The sequence below is a fragment of the Methyloceanibacter sp. genome, from assembly GCF_050999895.1.
In the GTDB taxonomy this organism is placed as follows: Bacteria; Pseudomonadota; Alphaproteobacteria; order Rhizobiales; family Methyloligellaceae; genus Methyloceanibacter.
Map to the genome: position 1 here is coordinate 1 of NZ_JBPCOU010000085.1, position 18,170 is coordinate 18,170.

General features: G+C 65.9%; 19 protein-coding genes and 1 tRNA gene. 7 read left to right on the forward strand and 13 right to left on the reverse strand.

What is annotated here, in order from left to right:
- The 6 genes from ACR2J1_RS09645 to tsaD form a co-directional block, all read right to left on the reverse strand.
- On the reverse strand, window positions 1-817 hold an 817-nt coding region (locus ACR2J1_RS09645; RefSeq protein ID WP_434019112.1), incomplete at its 3' end, for an AMP-binding protein.
- A gap of 99 nt (window positions 818-916) precedes the next feature.
- Window positions 917-1,318: a DUF1761 domain-containing protein gene (locus ACR2J1_RS09650; protein ID WP_434019113.1), complete on the reverse strand. Its 402-nt coding sequence runs from the start codon at window positions 1,316-1,318 to the stop codon at window positions 917-919.
- Window positions 1,319-1,339: 21 nt separating this feature from the next.
- Window positions 1,340-1,771: an EVE domain-containing protein gene (locus tag ACR2J1_RS09655; protein ID WP_434019148.1), complete on the reverse strand. Its 432-nt coding sequence runs from the start codon at window positions 1,769-1,771 to the stop codon at window positions 1,340-1,342.
- 14 nt (window positions 1,772-1,785) lie between these two features.
- A complete protein-coding gene (locus ACR2J1_RS09660) occupies window positions 1,786-2,082 on the reverse strand; it encodes a YciI family protein (protein WP_434019114.1) in 297 nt (98 codons plus the stop codon).
- A 66-nt stretch (window positions 2,083-2,148) separates the two neighbouring features.
- Window positions 2,149-3,144 (reverse strand): NAD(P)H-dependent glycerol-3-phosphate dehydrogenase, encoded by a 996-nt coding sequence (locus ACR2J1_RS09665; protein WP_434019115.1) that lies wholly within the window; start codon window positions 3,142-3,144, stop codon window positions 2,149-2,151.
- 65 nt (window positions 3,145-3,209) lie between these two features.
- Window positions 3,210-4,271 carry a tRNA (adenosine(37)-N6)-threonylcarbamoyltransferase complex transferase subunit TsaD gene (tsaD, locus tag ACR2J1_RS09670; protein ID WP_434019149.1) on the reverse strand — a complete coding sequence of 354 codons (1,062 nt, stop codon included), beginning with the start codon at window positions 4,269-4,271 and terminating at the stop codon, window positions 3,210-3,212.
- Window positions 4,272-4,408: 137 nt separating this feature from the next.
- Between tsaD and hemC the strand changes: the two genes are divergently transcribed.
- From hemC to ACR2J1_RS09695, 5 genes are all read left to right on the forward strand, one after another.
- Window positions 4,409-5,338 carry a hydroxymethylbilane synthase gene (hemC, locus tag ACR2J1_RS09675; RefSeq protein ID WP_434019116.1) on the forward strand — a complete coding sequence of 310 codons (930 nt, stop codon included), beginning with the start codon at window positions 4,409-4,411 and terminating at the stop codon, window positions 5,336-5,338.
- A complete protein-coding gene (locus tag ACR2J1_RS09680; RefSeq protein WP_434019117.1) occupies window positions 5,338-6,054 on the forward strand; it encodes a uroporphyrinogen-III synthase in 717 nt (238 codons plus the stop codon). Before hemC ends, ACR2J1_RS09680 begins: the two co-directional genes overlap by 1 nt.
- Window positions 6,055-6,187: 133 nt before the next feature.
- Window positions 6,188-7,369 (forward strand): COG4223 family protein, encoded by a 1,182-nt coding sequence (locus ACR2J1_RS09685; RefSeq protein ID WP_434019118.1) that lies wholly within the window; start codon window positions 6,188-6,190, stop codon window positions 7,367-7,369.
- A complete protein-coding gene (locus ACR2J1_RS09690; RefSeq protein ID WP_434019119.1) occupies window positions 7,370-8,965 on the forward strand; it encodes a heme biosynthesis protein HemY in 1,596 nt (531 codons plus the stop codon).
- Window positions 8,966-9,067: 102 nt separating this feature from the next.
- Window positions 9,068-9,143: transfer RNA gene (locus ACR2J1_RS09695), tRNA-Thr, on the forward strand.
- Between the two features lie 131 nt (window positions 9,144-9,274).
- Here the strand turns inward: ACR2J1_RS09695 and ACR2J1_RS09700 are convergent.
- The 3 genes from ACR2J1_RS09700 to ACR2J1_RS09710 all read right to left on the reverse strand — a co-directional run bounded on the left by ACR2J1_RS09700 (window position 9,275) and on the right by ACR2J1_RS09710 (window position 12,359).
- Window positions 9,275-9,466, reverse strand: coding sequence for a hypothetical protein (locus ACR2J1_RS09700; RefSeq protein WP_434019120.1), 192 nt, complete (start codon window positions 9,464-9,466; stop codon window positions 9,275-9,277).
- Between the two features lie 145 nt (window positions 9,467-9,611).
- A complete protein-coding gene (locus ACR2J1_RS09705) occupies window positions 9,612-10,268 on the reverse strand; it encodes a rhomboid family intramembrane serine protease (protein WP_434019121.1) in 657 nt (218 codons plus the stop codon).
- A gap of 108 nt (window positions 10,269-10,376) precedes the next feature.
- Window positions 10,377-12,359: a L,D-transpeptidase family protein gene (locus tag ACR2J1_RS09710; RefSeq protein ID WP_434019122.1), complete on the reverse strand. Its 1,983-nt coding sequence runs from the start codon at window positions 12,357-12,359 to the stop codon at window positions 10,377-10,379.
- Between the two features lie 102 nt (window positions 12,360-12,461).
- On the opposite strand from ACR2J1_RS09710, the gene ACR2J1_RS09715 reads away from it, so the two are divergent.
- Window positions 12,462-14,303, forward strand: a complete 1,842-nt coding sequence (locus ACR2J1_RS09715) for a L,D-transpeptidase family protein (protein ID WP_434019123.1) — start codon at window positions 12,462-12,464, stop codon at window positions 14,301-14,303.
- Window positions 14,304-14,348: 45 nt separating this feature from the next.
- On the opposite strand, the gene ACR2J1_RS09720 is transcribed toward ACR2J1_RS09715, so the two are convergent.
- The 3 genes from ACR2J1_RS09720 to cobS form a co-directional block, all read right to left on the reverse strand.
- The gene (locus ACR2J1_RS09720) at window positions 14,349-14,525 is read right to left on the reverse strand and encodes a hypothetical protein (RefSeq protein WP_434019124.1); all 177 of its coding nucleotides are present in this window, start codon (window positions 14,523-14,525) and stop codon (window positions 14,349-14,351) included.
- A gap of 109 nt (window positions 14,526-14,634) precedes the next feature.
- On the reverse strand, window positions 14,635-14,859 hold the full coding sequence (locus ACR2J1_RS09725; RefSeq protein WP_434019125.1) for a hypothetical protein: 225 nt from the start codon (window positions 14,857-14,859) through the stop codon (window positions 14,635-14,637).
- Between the two features lie 106 nt (window positions 14,860-14,965).
- Complete coding sequence (gene cobS / locus ACR2J1_RS09730; RefSeq protein WP_434019126.1) at window positions 14,966-15,706, reverse strand: adenosylcobinamide-GDP ribazoletransferase; 741 nt, start codon at window positions 15,704-15,706, stop codon at window positions 14,966-14,968.
- A 78-nt stretch (window positions 15,707-15,784) separates the two neighbouring features.
- Between cobS and cobT the strand changes: the two genes are divergently transcribed.
- A complete protein-coding gene (gene cobT, locus ACR2J1_RS09735; protein WP_434019127.1) occupies window positions 15,785-16,804 on the forward strand; it encodes a nicotinate-nucleotide--dimethylbenzimidazole phosphoribosyltransferase in 1,020 nt (339 codons plus the stop codon).
- Between the two features lie 4 nt (window positions 16,805-16,808).
- On the opposite strand, the gene ACR2J1_RS09740 is transcribed toward cobT, so the two are convergent.
- The gene (locus ACR2J1_RS09740) at window positions 16,809-18,122 is read right to left on the reverse strand and encodes a cobyrinate a,c-diamide synthase (protein ID WP_434019128.1); all 1,314 of its coding nucleotides are present in this window, start codon (window positions 18,120-18,122) and stop codon (window positions 16,809-16,811) included.
- Between the last annotated feature and the right edge of the window lie 48 nt (window positions 18,123-18,170).

An 18,170-nucleotide genomic window follows, 5' to 3' on the forward strand; every position in this document is an offset into this window, starting at 1 on the left:
GGCCGGTCGAGCCGGAGGTATAGAGGATGAAGAGGGGATCTTCCGCGCCCATCTCTTCCGGCACGCAGTCGGTGCCGACTTTCGCGGTCTCCTCGTGCAGCCAGACATCCCGTCCTGGTGTCCAAGGTACCTCAGCGCCGGTGCGTCCCACCACGATGACTTTCTCGACGCCGCCGACTTTGCGGATGGCCTCGTCTGCGTTGGCCTTGAGTGGAACTTTGCGGCCGCCGCGCACGCCCTCGTCGGCCGTGACGACGAACCGCGATTGGCAATCTTGGATACGGCCGGCAATCGCGTCAGGGGAGAAGCCGCCGAACACGACGGAATGAATGGCACCGATGCGCGCGCAAGCGAGCATGGCGTAAGCCGCTTCCGGAATCATCGGCAGATAGATCGTGACCCGGTCGCCGCGGTTCACCCCAAGCGCCTTCAGCACGTTGGCGAAACGGCAGACCTCCTCATGCAGCTCGCGATAGGTGATATGCCGCGCAGCCTGATTGGGATCGTCGGGCTCCCAGATGATGGCGACTTTGTCGCCGCGCTTTTTTAGATGCCGGTCGATGCAGTTCGCCGCGACGTTGAGGGTGCCGTCCTCGAACCATTTGATGCTCACGTCCGGATAGGCAAAGGACGTGTTCTTCACCTGCGTGAACGGCTTGATCCAATCGAGGCGCTTGGCTTGCTTGGCCCAGAACTTGTCCGGGTTCTTGACGCTTTTCTTGTAGAGCTTCTCGTATTCGTCCTTGCCGATGAAGGCGCGGTCCTTCCACTTCTTCGGGACCTTCACGGATTCAAGCTTGTAGTGCTTGTGCTCCATCGAACCGCTCCTCCCACGCAACACCACTTCTTGTTGGTGGCTATTATGACGCAGTTGCGGGCGGCGACAACACCTGAGTGAATTTCAAGACAACCTCTGTTAAGAGCCGAAAGCCCCAATGAGCGCGCCCATGAGGAGAAGCACGGCAAACCAGTGCCCGACATCGATCGCGGTCACGACGGGGCGCACCCCCTGGAACACTTGGTTCACGCCCACGGTCGTCAGCACGAAGCCGACCCACACGAAGAAGGCGCTGATCACGCCGCCCTGCACACTCACCTGATTAAGATGGCTGATAAGGCCCGCAAGCATCCAGGCCATGAGCAGGCAGGAAACTCCCGATATGATGAACGGCATCGGAGTGGGCTTCATATCGTCTCTCTTGCCGCCCAGACCTTCCTGCCAGGCTTTGCCGAAGACGGCGTACCAGACCCAGCCCACACCGAAGCCGGCCACGGCCGCCACGACGACGGCAAGATAGTTGATGGGAACAACCTGCATGTCTTTGCCCCTTCTGTGCGATCACGCCTGCGGCGGCTTTGCGAGCCCCGCTTCGCGGCAAACGATTTTCCATTCTTCCGCCGTCACCGGCTGCACCGACAGCCGCGAGTTTCGCACCAACACCATATCCTTCAATCTGGGGTTTGCCTTGATCTCAACGAGCGTCACGGGCCTGGGAAGATCGGTGACGGCGGCAACGTCAACGCACTCCCACTTGCCCGTAGGGTCGGTCGAATCTGGATGCGCCTCCTCCACGATTTTCACGATGCCCACCGCCTGCTTCTCGTCGCCGGAATGATAGAATAGACCGAGGTCGCCGCGCTTCATCGCCCGCATGTGGTTGCGGGCCTGATAATTGCGCACGCCGTCCCACTCGGCGCCCTTGGCACCGTCTTTTTTCTGCTGCTCCCAAGACCAGGTCTCAGGTTCGGATTTGAAGAGCCAATACGCCATGGCGCGGTTGAGGCTCACGCCTCCTTGCGACAGTTCTTTATGGTCCACAGCCACGGGCGAACGTCCACGTTCGCGAACAGGCCTGCCTTTGCAAATGGATCGTTCGCCGCGATTTCCTGCGCATCCTCCAGCGCCGGCGCCTCCACCACAATGAGGCTGCCGGTCATGGTGATGCCGTCGCGCTCGGTGAAAGGGCCGGCGAGAACGAGACGGTCGCCGAGGCTTTGCAGATAGGCCACGTGGTTCGGCCTGTGCGCCTTGCGCATCGGGAGGCTGTCAGGCTTGTCGGTGCAAATCAGCACATACAGCATCGGCTTTCCTCTTCCACGCGCTGAAGCTATTGCTCCCTCGCAAAGCTGTCCATATGGGCGACTGTCTCAGGCTTCGGACCGGAGCGGGCGCGCGAGCAGCGCCTCGATCGCCTCGTCGACCGTTGCGAGCCCGGAGATCACCGCGTGAATGGCTTGCGCGATAGGCATGTCGATGTCGCGCGCCGCCGCCATCTCCACCACCGCGCCCGCCGTATAGAGACCTTCTGTCACGGAGAAGCGTGGCTTCAGCACCTCGCCGAGACTGCGCCCCTGGCCAAGCGCGAGGCCGAGCGACATGTTGCGCGATTGCGCGCTGCCGCAGGTGAGGATGAGGTCGCCGAGGCCGGACAGTCCCATCAGCGTCTCGGTCCGCGCACCGAGCGTGGCGGCAAATCGAGTCATCTCGGCAAAGCCGCGCGTCACAAGCGCGGCATGGGCGCTCGCGCCGAGCCCCTTGCCCGCGACGATACCGGCGCCGATGGCGTAGACATTCTTGATCGCGCCGCCGATCTGGGCGCCAACGATGTCGCTGCTCCAATAGCATCGGAACGGCGGATGACTGAGCGCGTGCGCGAGCTCGCTGCTGAGCGCTTCGTCGTGGGTGGCGAGCGTCAGCGCGGCGGGAAGACCTTGCGCGATCTCCGCAGCGAAACTCGGTCCCGACAGAACCGCGATTTGCGCGGCCGGCACGGTCTCGGCGATGATCTGCGACATCAGCCTGCCGGTCGATTGCTCGATGCCTTTCGAGCAGATCACGAGCGGCTGTCCCGCCTTCACATAGGGCGCAAGCTCCGCTCCAATGCCGCGCACATGCTGCGAAGGGGTCACGATCTGCAAAACGTCGCAAGTCGCGACTTCGTTGAAGCGCGCGGTGGCCTCGATGGCGGGATCGAGTTCGACGCCGGGAAGGTAGGTCGTATTGCGGTGACGCTGATTGATGTCGTCCAGCGTCTCGGGCTCATAGGCCCAAATGAGAACGTCCCTGCCGGCACGCCGCGTCGTGATGGCGAGCGCGGTCCCCCATGCGCCCGCGCCGACAATGCCGACTGATTGAAACGCCATGGTCTCCCCTCCCAAGGGGTCTACGTCTGCCGGCCCTCGCCCTCAAGCGGAAAGGAGAACCGTCCCTAAGCCTTGACTCCAGCCCCCAGAGCGGGCGGCGCATCCGGATCGAGCGGCCAGCGCGCACGCGACGGTGCGGCGAGATCGTCGACCAACCCCCTGGCAAGGCGTTCGGCCCCGGCCCAGGCGATCATGGCGGCATTATCCGTGCAGAGCGCCGGCGGCGGCACGACGAGGCGGAAGCCCTGCGCCGCGGCGACCTGAGCCAGGGCCGATTTGAGCCTTTGATTGGCCGCCACGCCACCCGCGACCACCAAGGCACGCTGCGCGCCCGCGCCGAGGCGGTCGCTGTAAAGCTCCATGGCCAGCGCGGTCCGGTCGCTGAGTACTTCGGCGACCGCCTCCTGAAAGCTCAGGCAGAGATCGGCCACGTCCTGCTCGCTGAGAGGGGCTCGCGCCATTGCCTCCTGGCGAAGCGCCGTCTTGAGGCCCGCCAGGGAGAAATGCGGTTCCGGCCGGCCGAGCATGGGCCGTGGCAGAGGAATTTGCGTGCGGCCGCGGCGCGCTGCGTCTTCGACCGCCGGCCCGCCGGGGTAATCGAGGCCAAGCAGCTTGGCAGCTTTGTCGAAGGCCTCGCCGAGGGCGTCGTCGAGCGTGGTCCCGAGCCGCTCGTAGGATCCCACGTCCTTGACGATGAGAAGCTGGGTATGACCGCCCGAGACCAGGAGCAGGAGATAAGGGAAGCGGAGACCGTCGGTGAGGCCCGCGGTCAGCGCGTGAGCCTCCAAATGATTGATGGCGAGAAAGGGTATCCCAAGGCCGAGCGCGAGAGCCTTTCCTGTCGTCACGCCGACGATCAGACCCCCGACCAGCCCAGGCCCGGCGGTCGCAGCGATGCCGCCCAGCGCCTCGTAACCGAGACCGGCTTCGTCCATGGCTTGCTTGATCGCCGCGTCGAGGAGATCGATATGGGCGCGCGCCGCGATCTCGGGCACCACGCCGCCATAGGCGCGATGCAGGTCGAGCTGCGAGCGGACCACGTTGGCGAGGATCGCACCGCTTCCGTCGGCCTCGCGCCGCACGATTGCTGCCGCCGTCTCGTCGCAGCTGGTCTCGATGCCGAGCACGGTCAGGGGAGCGGTGTCGTTAAGCTTTGCCATGGCCCCCTTTATAGACGTCCCCACATGTGATTGAAGGGAAAGCCCGAGCGGGCATTAATGAGCCTATGACCCGCTAGTCCTTGGCGGCTTAAGGAGTATGAGTCTTGCCGGCGTCTCCGCTTTTGATCGGCTCAAGAGGGAGCCCGCTTGCCCTTTGGCAGGCCGAGCATGTGCGGGCGCTTCTGCTCGACGCTCACGGTCCCGATGGGCCCAAGGTCGAGCTTAAGGTCATCACCACGTCCGGCGACCGCATCCAGGATCAGCCTTTGCGCGAGCTTGGCGGCAAGGGCCTGTTCACCAAGGAGATCGACGCGGCGCTCCTGCGCGGCGACATCGCTCTTGCCGTGCATTCCATGAAGGACCTTCCCACCGAGCTGCCGGAAGGCACGTGCATCGCCGCCGTGCTTCCGCGCCACGAAGTCCGTGACGCCTTTATCAGCCATGAGGCTGGATCGCTGGAGGCGCTGCCGGCGGGCGCCGTGGTGGGAACCGCATCCTTGCGGCGGCAGGCCCAAGTCCGCCGCATCCGCCCCGATCTCCGCGTGACCGACTTTCGCGGCAATGTCGAGACGCGGCTGCGGAAGCTCGAGCGTGGCGAAGCCGATGCCACCCTGCTCTCCATGGCGGGCCTCGATCGCCTCGGACTGGCCGATCGTGCGACCGCGGTGCTGTCAACCGATCACATGCTGCCCGCGGTTGCCCAAGGCGCGATTGGTGTTGCCTGCCGCAGCGATGACGCCGAGACGCGCGCCCTGCTCGCGCCGCTGAACGATCCCGCCGCCGAAACATCCGTTGCCTGCGAACGTGCGTTTCTCACTAAACTCGACGGCTCGTGCCGCACACCCATCGCCGGTCTCGCCGAGATCGCCGATGGCGCACTGCGCTTTCGCGGCATGATACTGACGCCGGATGGCGGCGAGTGGCACGAAATCGAAATGACGGGCAAGGCGGAGGACGCTTGGCGCATCGGCCAAGACGCAGGCGATGATCTTCTCACCCGCGCGGGACCCCAGTTTCTCGCCAAGCTCGGCTGATGCGGATCTTGGTCACGAGGCCTGCGCCTGACGATGCCAAGCAGGCGGAATTACTCCGCGCGCGCGGTCACGAGCCTGTGCTGGCGCCGCTCCTCGACATTAAGTTCGAGCAGCCGTGCCTCGATCTTGACGGCGTGCAGGCGCTCATCGTGACGAGCCGCAATGCGCTGCGCGCGCTCGCCACGCATCCCCAGGCAAAGCAGCTAACGCCTTTGCCGCTCTTCGCCGTTGGCGAGACGACCGCTGCCGCCGCCCGCGATGTCGGCTTTGCTCAAGCGACAACCGGTCCGGGGAAGGCAGCAGGGCTCGCGGAGCGACTTCGTGCCGAGCTTGATCCTGCGAACGGCGCGCTTCTGCACTTGGCCGGTGAGGACCTTGCCTTCGACCTCGCGTCGGCTCTGCCGGTCTTCGAGCTCCGTCAGCCGGCTCTTTACAGGGCCGTGCCAGCCGTTGCGCTGCCTGAGGAGGCGTTGAAGGCGCTCAAAGCCGGCAAGGTCGAAGCCGCCATCCTCATGTCGCCGCGCACCGCCGAGATTTTAGTGTCCCTTCTTCGCAAAGAGGACGCCAGGGAACTCGGAAGCCGCCTTATTTGCTATTGCCTATCCGAGGCGGTAGCAGAGGCCGCGAGTCCCCTTGGTTCGCGGCGCCGGGTGGCCGCTACACTACAAGAGGAAGATATTCTTGCCTTGATCGACTCTGACGCGGCATCCTTGTGAGCGTACGAATCTGCCGGCGATGGAATGGTGATGTGTGATGGCAGACCCCCTTGGCGATCAAAGCGTAGGCCAAAGCAAGCGGCCCGCTCCCACCATTGAGGGCACGGCGACCGAAATTAAAGACGAGCCGGCTGTGGACCCGGTGCGAGCCGATGAAGACGTGGCCGCCGAGACGCAGTCTCACGATCCTCATGTGGAGGAGGAGAAGCCGGGCCCAAACGTCCGGACTGTCTCGCCGCAAACCTCCGGCTCCGACCTTAAGAGTTTCGCCACCCATCTCGCCGCGGGGCTGCTTGGCGGCCTGATCGCGGTAATCGGCCTGCCCCTTTTCTGGGATGTCGGCGGCAAGACCACGCCACCCGATCTCTCCGCGCTCGAGACCCGGGTGGCCAAGCTTGAAACCGCACCGCCACAGGACGCTGCTCAGTCCGAGCGCGTTACCCGGCTGGAAGATGCATTGAAGACGATGGCCGAGACCGCCAAGGAGGAGGGCTCCGTTGCCGATGCAGCGGCGGTAAGCCAGCAGATCCACGAAGCCGAGGCCCGGCTTCAGGCGCGCATCGCTGGAGCACCAGGCAGCGGCGGGACGGCGGACGCGGAGGCAGTCCGGCAGATCCAGACCGAGATTGCCGCGCTTCAGAGCAAAGTCGCGGCGCTTGGCAACGCGCCTTCCCGAGACCAGTCGTCAGCGCCTGAGATCATGGCGCTGAGCGAGCGCGTGGTCGCGCTAGAGGCCGCCGTGCCCAATCTCGTCGGGGCCATCGACAAGGAAATGCACGGGACGCGGTCGGCCGCTCTCGCACTCGCCTTCTCCAATCTTCGCGCCGCGGTGAACGAAGGACGGCCTTACGTCACGGAACTCAGCACCATAAGAGCGCTCGCTCCCGGTGCCGCTGATCTTGGCATGCTGTCCGATCATGCCGAGAAGGGCATTCCGACGCTTCCAGAGCTCGTCCGCTCCTTCCGTGCGACGAAAGAAGATTTGCTCGCTGCGGAAGATCGGCCGGCCGACGGCTCCTTTCTCGGCTCGTTGATGACGAGCGCGCAGTCGCTGGTGAAAATCCGCCGCGTCGATGACAACCCCACGGGCAATGCACCGAGCGACGTGCTCGCAAGGGCAGAAGCGGCACTGGATCGCGGCCAGCTTGCCGAGGCTGTGGCGGAAGTCGACACGCTCAAGGGCGACGCCGGTGAGAATTTCGCGGCATGGCGCAAAGCCACGCGGGCCCGCCTTTCCGTGGATGAAACCCTGAAGCAGCTTGAGGGCGTGTTACTCGCATCCTTGGCCGGGGGAGGGGCTCCCGCCCAACCCTAGATGTTCCGCATTCTCCTCTTCGTCATCGCCATCATTGCCGCAGCCTTGGGCCTGGCCTGGCTTGCCGATCGCCCGGGCAGCGTGACCGTGCTGTGGCTCGGCTATGAGATCGAGACCAGCGCGTTCATCGCCGTGCTCGCGCTATCGGCGATCGTTGCGCTCGTCATCTCGGCGTGGATGCTGTTGCGTTATGTCGTGACACGGCCGACAGCGATCGCCGCCTACGTCAAGGAGCGCAAGCGACGGCAGGGTTTCGACGCCCTTTCGCGCGGGCTCATCGCCATCGGCATCGGCGACCGTGCCTTGGCGCAGCGCTACACGCTGGTTGCGCGCCGCAATCTTCCCAACGAGCCTCTGACGGCGCTTTTGCGCGCGCAGACCGCGCAACTGGCGGGAGATCGGGCCGCGGCGCGGCGCGCCTTCGAGGCGATGCTCGATCGGCCGGAAACGGATATTCTTGCGCTGCGGGGTCTGTTCCTCGAGGCGAGGCGTCGCGACGACAACGAAGCCGCGCGCGCTCTTGTCGAGCGAGCCGTGCGCCGCGATCCCAAGCTCGGCTGGAGCGTGAATGCTCTCTTCGATCTGCAAGCGCGCGCCGGGGACTGGCAAGGCGCGCTGGACACGCTCGCCATCGCCCGCCGTCATGGCCACATCGATGCCAAGACCGGCTCCCGCCGTCGCGCCGTGCTGCTGACCGCCGAGGCACGCGATTTGGAGACCTCCGAGCCCGACAGGGCGCTCGCGCGCGCGACCGAAGCGCTGAAGCTCGCGCCGTCGCTGATTCCGGCCGCCGAGATTGTCGGCAGCCTCCTCGCCTCCAAGGGCGAGGGGCGCCTCGCCTCCCGCATCGTGGTGCGCACATGGAAGCTCGCCCCGCACCCGGACCTTGCGGTGGTTTATGCCTTCGCCAGACAAGGCGACTCCCCGCGCGAGCGCTTGAAGCGGGTGAAGCATCTCGCAAGCTTCAAGCCGGACGATATCGAAGGCCCGATTGCGGTGGCCGCGAGCGCCATCGACGCTCACGAATGGCAGGAGGCGCGCAATGCGCTTGCGCCCCATCTCGAAGGCCGTCCGCCGGCCCGCATCTGTGCACTCATGGCGCGCATCGAGGCAGGCGAGGGCGACAAAGGCCGCGAGCGGGAATGGCTTGCCCGCGCCGTGCGTGCGCCTCGCGACCGCGCCTGGATCGCCGACGGCTACGTTTCCGACCGTTGGTTGCCGGTTTCGCCCGTGACGGGCGCCGTCGATGGCTTCGAATGGCAGGCTCCGGTCGACGCCATCGGCCGCGGCGATGAAACCCTTCTGATCGCCGACGAGGGCGCCGGATCTCCTCTCGATATACCTGACGACGCAGGCAGCGCTCCCGCGACCTTGCGGCAGATCAAGAATGAACGCGCGCCAGACTCAGGCAGAGACAAGCTGATTGAGCCGGCACCGCCGGTCGTCCAAGTCATTCCGCGCCGGGATACCGAGAGCAAGCCCAAGCCCAGGGTCTTTGTCCCCGACCGCCCGCCTGACGATCCGGGCGTCACCGCGTCCGACACCGAGGAACTACAGGCCTCGCTGGAACGCCTGCGCGCCGCGCAGATTCGCTAACCGAAACGATGCCTTCTTGGCGCCGGAACTTGCACCCGCACCGCGTTGGGATTAAGCACGGGGCCTAGCGCAACCGACCTGTCAGCGGTCGACATGCGCAACGCCGCAGTAGCTCAGTCGGTAGAGCATCGCATTCGTAATGCGGGGGTCGGGGGTTCGAATCCCTCCTGCGGCACCATTTTCAACGGCGCTGGCCGACTCATCACCCCGCAGAAGGTTGAGGCAATCCGTGAGCCCGTTCGGTGCGCCAGATCGCGCAGGCCTATCCGGAGGTCACCCGGCTCTTCATCGAGGTTCAGGGAAAGTGAGTCAGTATTCCATCGCGTCGAGATCGAACACCTGCGCGAGCACGAGCGCCTTCATCGCGAAATTGCAGAGGGACGCGCCCCCGTTCGTCAATGCGAGCTCGACATCGGCTGAAGAGAGCCGCAGCGTAAGCGTTACCGGCCGCTCGGTGGTGTAGCCATCCAGAGCCCGCTCGTCATGTGTGCAATGTAACATTCGTGACCCCGCCTTTGAGGAGCGCCCAACGGGTCAGGTCCGCCCGTCATTGCGTTCGCAGACACTAGCCGGGAACGCGCGCAGTTGGATGGACGACCGAGCAGGGTAGTTAGCGAAGCGTTTCTCCGCAGGGGCCGACGCGAACTTACGCCGTCGTGCTGGGACCGGCGTTGCGGAACAGGAAGGTGAGCATGAGGCCGGCGACGAAGCCGCCGATATGCGCCATATAGGCGACGCCGCCGACATCGGCGCTCTCGTCGGTATAGGCGATCGTGCCGACGCCGCTCACCAACTGCAACGCGATCCACATGCCGAGTACAATCACAGCAGGCATCGCGACGACCTGCCGCCCGAGCAGCACGTTCACCCGCGATTGCGGGAACATGATGATGTAGGCGCCGAGCACGCCGGCGATCGCGCCCGAAGCGCCGACATTCGGAATGCTCGACCCCGGGTTGAAGATGTACTGCGCGAAGGTCGCCGCGATGCCGGCGAGCAGATAGAAGATCAGGAAGTTGCGGTGACCGAACCTGTCTTCGACATTGTCGCCGAAGATCCACAGAAACAGCATGTTGCCGAACAGATGCACCCAGCCGCCATGCATGAACATGGCGGTGAGGACGGTGACGGCATCGCCCGCGGGATCCGCGTTGAAGCGCGCCGGAATGAACGCCCAGGACTGAATGAACTGGTCGCCGCCGCTGAGCTCGACGAAGAACACCAGCACGTTGATGGCGATCAGCGCGAAGGTCACGACCGGCGTGATGCGGCGCTGACTGTTGTCGTCACCAAGGGGAAACATGCCTCGCGCCCTCCTGCGGATTGATCGCCGGGATCATAGGCGGCATTGCTGCTTAATTGCAGGGGAAATAGGGGGGTAATTCGGGGATGTAAGGGGATATTGTGGGTTTTACACGGAATTGCGTGGAACGGCGGTTGCGGACACCTCAGCGTTCGCGATCGCCGCGAGAATCGATCCCGCAAACGCGGTAAGCGAGGCGTCGCGCGCCCCCATCACCAAGACGAGGTCGCCTGGTCTCGCCTCGCGCGCGATGCGCTCGACCAGCCAAGCCCGCGACTGTGCGAACTCGGCGGCGACACCGCGCGCGGCGATCTCGGCAACGATATCCGCCGACGACAGGTCACGCGCGGCGGTGCCCCCGGCATAATGGATCTCGAGCATCCACAGAAGGTCGTCGGTCGAGATCTCGCGCGCGAAGGTCTCGACGAAGTCATTGCGCAGGAAGCGTGTCGGCCCGTAGCCGTGCGGCTGGAACACAGCGAGAATGCGTGTTCCCCGAAGCCGCGCGGTCTTGAGCGAGGCCGCGACCTTGTCGGCGTTGTGCGCGAAGGCGGCGACCACCTCGACACCGCGCGCGACCCCTAAGCTCTCGAAGCGCCGTGCCACGCCTTGGAACGCGGCGAGCGGGGCGACCATCTCGGCGAGAACCACACCGAGCGTGCGGCAAGCGGCGATGGCCGCGAGCGCATTGGCGACGTTGTGTGCGCCGGGCACCGGCAGCGTGAACACCGTGTCCTCGACGCGGAAGCGGCTGCCATCGGGGAGAAGCTCGACATCTTGCCCGCGCACATCGGCGGGCTCCGAAAAGCCGAAGCGCAGCGCCGCGCCCGCGAGGGCATCGAGATTTGGATCGTCGCCCACGACGAGCGACTCGCGCACGCGCGCACGCAGTGTGGAGAACATCGCCTCGACTTCGTTCATCTCCTTGTGATCGCGCTGGAGGTTGAGGATGACGCCGACAGAAGGCGCGTAGCGCACCAGCGAGCCGTCGCTTTCGTCGGCCTCGATGACGAGGAGATCTGACGCGCCTGCATAGGCGTTGCCGGGGAGCCCTTGTGCTTGCAGCAGGCGCAGATCGCCGCCGGTGACGACGGACGGATCGCGCCCCGCGCCGCGTAGGATCTCGAACACCATCGCGGTGACGGTCGACTTGCCGCTGGTGCCGGTGACGGCGACGCTCCGCCGCGCGCCGACAAAGTGAGCGAGCAGCTCCGAGCGATGGACGATGGGGATGCCTTGCGCTTTCGCCGCGGCAAAGTCCGGCACCTGTTCTTCGATAGCAGTTGAAACGACGAGCGCCGCGCAATCCGGCCCGATGCCGCTGCCGTCCTGCGGCAGGACGGCGATGCTGAGCGCCTCGACCTCGCTGCGCTGCGCCGCACGCTCGCCTTTGTCGAAGGCGCGGTCGCTGCCGCTCGCGCGCCCGCCGGTCATCACCTGGAACTGCGCGAGCGCGCTCATGCCCGAGCCACCGAGCCCGGCATAGTGGAAGTGCTTCGCGCCTTTCGGGTCGGGGATGCTTTGTTGGGCGGGCGGCACGATGAGAACGAGATCGCCGTCTTGCACGGACGCGAACAACGCGCAGACATCCGCGTTCGTCATGCGCACGCAGCCATGCGAGACCGCGCGGCCGACCAGCGCCTCGTGATTGGTGCCGTGAAAGTAGATGAAGCGGGAAAGCGAGTCGCACCCGTCGCCGCGATTGACGCCCGTCTCCAAGCCGTCGAGCGTGAGGATGCGGGTCAGGATCAAATCGTCGCCGCGCGTGTCGCCGCGCCAGACCTCGCCGGTCGGCTCGCGCGAGGAGAACACCGTTCCGGCGTCGGCCTCCGCGCCGATCTTCCGCTGGATGCGGTGCCAGCCGGGAGGCGTGCGACAGGAGTCCGCCTCGCCGCCAATGCCCCGCTCCGACGTCGACACCGGCCAGGACGCTTTTGCCTCGCCGGTCTCGATCAGGGTCGCGCGCTGCCGCTCGACATCCACCACAATGAGGCGCGGCGGTATCTCAGGCGGAGCACCGGAGCGCTCCAGCCCTTTGCGGGCAAGCTCCAGGGCGCGCGTGGCGGTCAGGCTATCGAGGGGCGGGGTCACGGCCGGCACTCTGCCATAGCAGGCCGGGAAGCACACTTTTCCTGATGCCGCCTCGGCGGTCCCGGACTAGACTGGCGCCGGGACGTCTGGGGGAGTTTCGTGATGCACCGGCGATCCTTTGCCGTGGTGCCTTTCGCCGCGGCCCTGGTTCTTGTGTCAGCCGCCCCGCTTGCGGGGCCGGCAATGGCCGAGAACGGCCCTTCGGCACCCGGCGCGCAAAGCACGATTCCGGCCGGTTCCAAGCCCCCGTCTCCGTTGCCCGCCGCCGATGCGGGTACGGACGCGGCTCCGACGGCACAAGCCGACACGACGCCGCCGTCGCAAGCGGACGATCCTGTCATCGCCGCCATCCGGGCCAGGCTCGCCGCCCCGGCCCTCACCAAGAAGGCGCATGCAGACGATCTCGCCGCGCTGCAAGCCTTCTATGCCGCGCGCAGCGAGCGGCTCTGGATCACGGGAATGGGGTTATCCTTCGCAGGTCAAGCCGCTCTCGATGAGATCGGCGCCGCGGATGCATGGGGCTTGTCGGCGGCTTCGTTCGACTTGCCCGATGCCGCTGATTTGCCTAAGACAGCCGATGCGCAAGCCGCAGCCGAGATCGCACTCGATCTTGCCATCCTGAAATATGCGCGCGTTGCCCGCGGCGGCCGCGTGACGCCATCCGAGGTCAAGGAAATCTTCGACCAGAACCCGCCCTTGCGCGATCCGAAAACGGTGCTCGCCGAGATCGCGACGGCGGAAAAACCCGGCGCGTATTTGCGTACGCTGCATCCCAAGCACGAGCAGTTTCAGAAGTTGCACGAGGCGCTGCTGAAAGCACGCGCGGAGGTAACACCGAAAGAGAGCGACATCAGGCGCATCCTCGTCAACATGGAACGCTGGCGCTGGATGCCGGAGGATCTTGGGCCCGTCTATGTCTTGAACAACGTGCCGGAATTCATGCTGCGCGTCGTCAAGAACGGCGCGCCGATCCATGTCGAGAAGACGATCGTCGGCGCGCCACGCTACGCCACGCTGATCTTCTCCGCCGACATGGAAAACATTGTCTTTAACCCGCAATGGACGGTTCCGCAGACCATCATAAAGGAAGATCTGCTGCCGAAACTGAAGAAGCGTTCGCGTTGGAGCCGCAGTTACGACACGACCGTTCTAAAGACGAACAAGCTGAAGGTGCGTTTCGACGACAAGCCCGTCGATCCGGCGAAGATCGACTGGGCGCGGGTAAACATGGCGCGGATCACCTTCGTGCAGGCGCCCGGTCCGACCAATGTGCTTGGCAAGATCAAGTTCATCTACCCGAACGAGCATGCCGTCTACATGCATGACACGAGGACACGGCATCTGTTCAAGAAGACCGTGCGCGCGGAGGGGCATCACTGCATCAGGGTCGCGGAGCCCGACAAGCTCGCGGCTGTGCTGCTGGCCGAAGACAAAGGCTGGACACAAGACAAGATCAAGGAGCTCTACGACAAGGGTCACGACGAGGAGGTCAAGCTCGACCGTCCCATCCCCGTCCACACCGTCTATTTCACGGCGTGGGTCGATGCGGAGGGCAAGGTCGAAACCTATGCCGACATCTACAAGCTGGATGAGGTCGTGGGGCTGGCGGTTCTCGGCAGCCCGGGCAAAGCGAGCGCCTTTGCGGGCAAGGCGCCGGTCAAGGGGAAAGCTCCAATGCAAGCCAATGCAACCGTCAAAGCGAGTCCGCCGGCCAAAGCCAGCACGCCGGTCAAAGCAAGCACTCCCGCCAAAGCCAGCACTCCCGCCAAAGCCAGCACGGCCGGCGCAACCGTCAAAGCCAGCGCATCGGGCGGCACCGTCAAACCGGGCACGCCGGTGAAAGCACCGGCAAAGCCTGAGACGCAGCAAGCAGCCGAGACTACGCCCCCCGCGCGCAAGAGCGCCACAGTCGACAGTTCAAATCCGCTCGTTTTCGGGAATTGAAAAAATCAGGACCGGCGCGAGGCCGGTCCTTTGTATGTCGGGTTGTTAGTAGCGGCGCCAGCCGTAATAGCGCCAACGCCAATAGGGCACGCCGTAATAAAGCTGCTGGCGCGGATAGGGCCGATAGTGGAAGACATAGGGTCTCCAGTAGCGGTGGGGACCGTAATAGCGGCGGCCGACCTGCTCCACCGGCGACGATGCGGGGACGGCGGCGCTCTTCACGACCGGCAGAGGCGCGGCATTCGCCCCGCCAGGGCCAATCAGAGAGCCGAAGGCGAGCGTCCCGGCGGCAAGTAACAGAAGGGCAAAAACCTAAAGGCGTTACGCATCGTCAATAGGGGTAATAGGTCCAGTCGTAGCGACGCCCGGAGCGCTTAACATAGCGCTTGCCGGCCTTCTTATAGGCGTAGCGGCGACCGACCGGCTCGACGGGATCCGCAAGCGCCGCGCGGCTTTGGGCAGCGTGATCGGCAAGGGGCGGCGGGGCGGCCGAAGCCGTTCCGGCGGCGAACAGCGCGCCGAGTGCAAGGATGAATGCGAGGCCGGCAATACGCATGGGACTCTCCTCGCCCAGCCACCTGACCGGGCATAGGCATAACTACTACCACGGAGCCCTTGCCGTTCATTAGCGCCGGGCCAAAGGTTTTCGGATTCACCTCTCGTTAAAGCCACGCCGAAGCTGTGAGGAGGATCAGGACCTCGCAAAGCTGCTCCAGCGCGCCGAGCACGTCGCCGGTCTGGCCGCCGATCTGGCGCAGTGTGAGCCGCGCGAGGATCAGCCCTGTGAGGAGGAGGAGAAGAAGGGCGACAACACCTCGGATCGGATCGAGCCCGACGCCGAGCGCGAGCACGCCGAGGACCACCGCGATCTCCACGCTTCGCACCGGCGGTCTGCCGGCAGCGGCGGAAAGCCCGTCGGCGCGGGCAGGTTTCACTGCAAACATGAACGCGGGCAGCGTGGCCCGCGCGGCGATATGCGCCGTCATCAGCGCGATGGCCGCGAGCAGCGGGTCGCCGAGGCTCGCCACCGCGCCCACCTTGAGCGAGAAGGAGACGATGAGCGCGAGCACGCCATAGGTGCCGATGCGGCTGTCGCGCATGATCTCGAGCTTACGCTCCACGGTGGCCCCGCCGCCGAAGCCGTCGGCGGTGTCCGCGAGCCCGTCCTCATGCAGCGCGCCGGTCAGGAGTATCGTTGCCGCGACCGCCAGCATCGCGGCAATGAAGGGCGTGAGGCCGAGGAAGAGCGTGAGCTCGTAGACGAGACCGCCAAGCGCGCCGACCGCGAGCCCGACAAGCGGGAAGGCCCAGCTCGCACGCGCGATCGACGCGCCTTCGGGCGCCGCGAGCGGGAGCCGCGTCAGGAAAGCGGCGCTTGTTCGGAGATCGTTCAGGACGAGCAAGGGCTGCCCCCTCTGTTGCAATGAGGCGCGGGCAACTCTACTGGACGCATTCCCGCATGCCTCGCTGAATCCTGGCCTATGACAAGCTTTGCTTCTTTAAGCGATCTGCGCGACGCCTGCCGCGATCTCCCCGCTGGAGACCGTGAGGCGGCGGAGGCCGTGGCCGCGCGCGAAGCGACTCTGACCAAGCCGTTGCAGAGCCTCGGCCGCCTGGAAGGATTGGTCGAGTGGCTCGCCTATTGGCAAGGCAACAGCCCGCCCACACTCGATCGCATCGAGATGCTGGTCTTTGCCGGCAATCATGGCGTGACGGCGCAAGGCGTCTCCGCCTATCCCGCCGAGGTGACGGCGCAGATGGTGACGAATTTTGCGAACGGCCGCGCCGCCATCAACCAGCTCGCGCGGCTCACGGGAGCGAATCTGCGCGTGCTGCCGCTGTCCCTCGACACGCCGACCGCGGATTTCACGACGGCGCCGGCGCTGCCCGAGGATGCATTTCTCGAAGCGGTCGCGACCGGCTACGACGCCGTTCCGGCCGACGCGGACCTTGTGGTTCTCGGCGAGATGGGCATCGGCAACACGACCGCGGCGGCGGCGCTTGCAGCAGGCCTGTTCGGCGGTGGCGGCGAGCGGTTTGCCGGACGCGGCACCGGCATTGACGATGACGGGCTCGCGCGGAAATGCGCCGTGATCGACCGGGCGCTCGACACCCATGCCGATGCTCTCTCCGATCCGCTGCTGACCGCAGCCGCTCTCGGCGGCCGTGAGCTTGCCGCGATCCTGGGTGCCTGCCTTGCCGCACGCCACGCCCGCATTCCCGTGCTGCTCGACGGCTTCGTTTGCACGGCGGCGGCGGCGCCCCTGTACCGGCTGCGCGCGGACGGCCTCGATCATGCGCAAGCCGGGCATTTGTCCGCCGAAGCGGGGCATAAGACGTTGCTGACCGAGCTTGGCATGACACCTGTGCTCGATCTCGGCATGCGCCTGGGCGAAGCCTCGGGCGCGGCTGTCGCGCTGCTCGTGCTGCGCGCAGGGCTCGCGTGCCATAGCGGCATGGCGACCTTCGCCGAGGCGCAAGTCTCCGGTCGCTCCAGCTAAAGCCTTACGCCTCGGCGATGACATGAAAGAAGCTGCCGGTGACATGGCCGCGCCGTCCGCCCGCGACGCCGAGCGCGCGGCCCTCGCCGTCCGCAAGCTCGGCAAGCGGCGCGTCGTTGCCGGTCTCGGTCAAGGCCGCGTAATGGAATTCATGGCCGCGCAAGAGTTGGCCCTCCGTGCCGAGCGCGCAGGCGCCGAGCAGCCGCGCCTCGCGATAGCCGAGATGCAGGCGGCGCTTGGCGAAGCTCGTCGCGTGGCCGAGCAGGCCGGCCATTTGGTGGCGCACGCCGCCGGCATCCTCGAGGCCTTCGCCCAGCACCATGTAGCCGCCGCACTCGCCATGCACCGGCCGCGTGGCGGCAAACTGCGCGAGGCCGTGGCGGAACCGCGTTGCGGCGGCGATCGCGCCGGCATGCAGCTCCGGATAGCCGCCGGGGAGCCAGCAACTGTCGCAATGTTCTGGCGGCGGCTGGTCGGCGAGAGGGGAGAAGGAGACGATCTCCGCACCCGAAGCGCGCCAGCCTGCGAGGACATGCGGATAGGCGAAGGTGAAGGCAACATCGTCGGCAAGCGCGATACGCGATCCCGGCGGCGGCAAGGGCCGAGCGGCCTTCGGTGCGGTGATAACAGGAGGCCCGGCAAGCGCGAGAATGGCGTCGAGGTCGAAACAGCGCTCGGCCATCGCGGCGAGCGCGTCGAGCCGCGCGTCGAGATCCTCATGCTCGCCGGGCTGCACCAGGCCGAGATGCCGCTCCGGGAAGGCAAGCGCGTCGTCGCGGTGAATGGCGCCGAGTACGGGCATGGCGAGAAGCGCCATCGCGTCGGCGACGAGCCGCTCATGCCGCGCGCTGCCGACGCGGTTGAGGATGACACCGGCGATGCTCACGTCGGGATCGTGGCCTGCGAAACCGCGCGCCAGCGCCGCCGCGGACTGGGATTGACCGGAGACATCGAGCACGAGCACGACCGGAAGTCGCAACCGCGCGGCGAGGTCGGCGGTGGCGCCCGTCCTTCCCGGCACCGTGCCGATGCCGTCGAACAGGCCCATGACGCCTTCGACGACGAGAAGCTCGGCCTGGGACGCGGCCTCGTGCGCGAGGGCAACGAGCAGCGCGGGCGGCATGGCCCAGCTGTCGAGATTGACGCTTGGCAGCCCCGTCGCGGCTGTGTGGAAGGCGGGATCGATATAATCCGGCCCAGCCTTCGCGCCTTGCACGGCAAGCCCGCGCCTCGCGAACGCCGCCAGCAGCGCAAGCGTCACCGTGGTCTTGCCGGCGCCCGAACGTGGCGCGGAGACGATGAGCCCGCGCGCGCTCATGGTGCGATGCTCCTCAAGTGACGGGGACTGCGCATCGGACTATAGCGG

Excerpts from the sequence above, each read along its gene's own strand:
- cobT (WP_434019127.1), top strand. The coding sequence starts at position 15,785 with ATGACAAGCTTTGCTTCTTTAAGCGATCTGCGCGACGCCTGCCGCGAT.
- ACR2J1_RS09690 (WP_434019119.1), top strand. The coding sequence starts at position 7,370 with ATGTTCCGCATTCTCCTCTTCGTCATCGCCATCATTGCCGCAGCCTTG.
- ACR2J1_RS09650 (WP_434019113.1), bottom strand. The coding sequence starts at position 1,318 with ATGCAGGTTGTTCCCATCAACTATCTTGCCGTCGTCGTGGCGGCCGTG.
- ACR2J1_RS09740 (WP_434019128.1), bottom strand. The coding sequence starts at position 18,122 with ATGAGCGCGCGCGGGCTCATCGTCTCCGCGCCACGTTCGGGCGCCGGC.
- ACR2J1_RS09665 (WP_434019115.1), bottom strand. The coding sequence starts at position 3,144 with ATGGCGTTTCAATCAGTCGGCATTGTCGGCGCGGGCGCATGGGGGACC.
- ACR2J1_RS09660 (WP_434019114.1), bottom strand. The coding sequence starts at position 2,082 with ATGCTGTATGTGCTGATTTGCACCGACAAGCCTGACAGCCTCCCGATG.
- ACR2J1_RS09680 (WP_434019117.1), top strand. The coding sequence starts at position 5,338 with ATGCGGATCTTGGTCACGAGGCCTGCGCCTGACGATGCCAAGCAGGCG.
- ACR2J1_RS09725 (WP_434019125.1), bottom strand. The coding sequence starts at position 14,859 with ATGCGTATTGCCGGCCTCGCATTCATCCTTGCACTCGGCGCGCTGTTC.
- ACR2J1_RS09715 (WP_434019123.1), top strand. The coding sequence starts at position 12,462 with ATGCACCGGCGATCCTTTGCCGTGGTGCCTTTCGCCGCGGCCCTGGTT.
- ACR2J1_RS09655 (WP_434019148.1), bottom strand. The coding sequence starts at position 1,771 with ATGGCGTATTGGCTCTTCAAATCCGAACCTGAGACCTGGTCTTGGGAG.
- ACR2J1_RS09700 (WP_434019120.1), bottom strand. The coding sequence starts at position 9,466 with ATGTTACATTGCACACATGACGAGCGGGCTCTGGATGGCTACACCACC.
- ACR2J1_RS09705 (WP_434019121.1), bottom strand. The coding sequence starts at position 10,268 with ATGTTTCCCCTTGGTGACGACAACAGTCAGCGCCGCATCACGCCGGTC.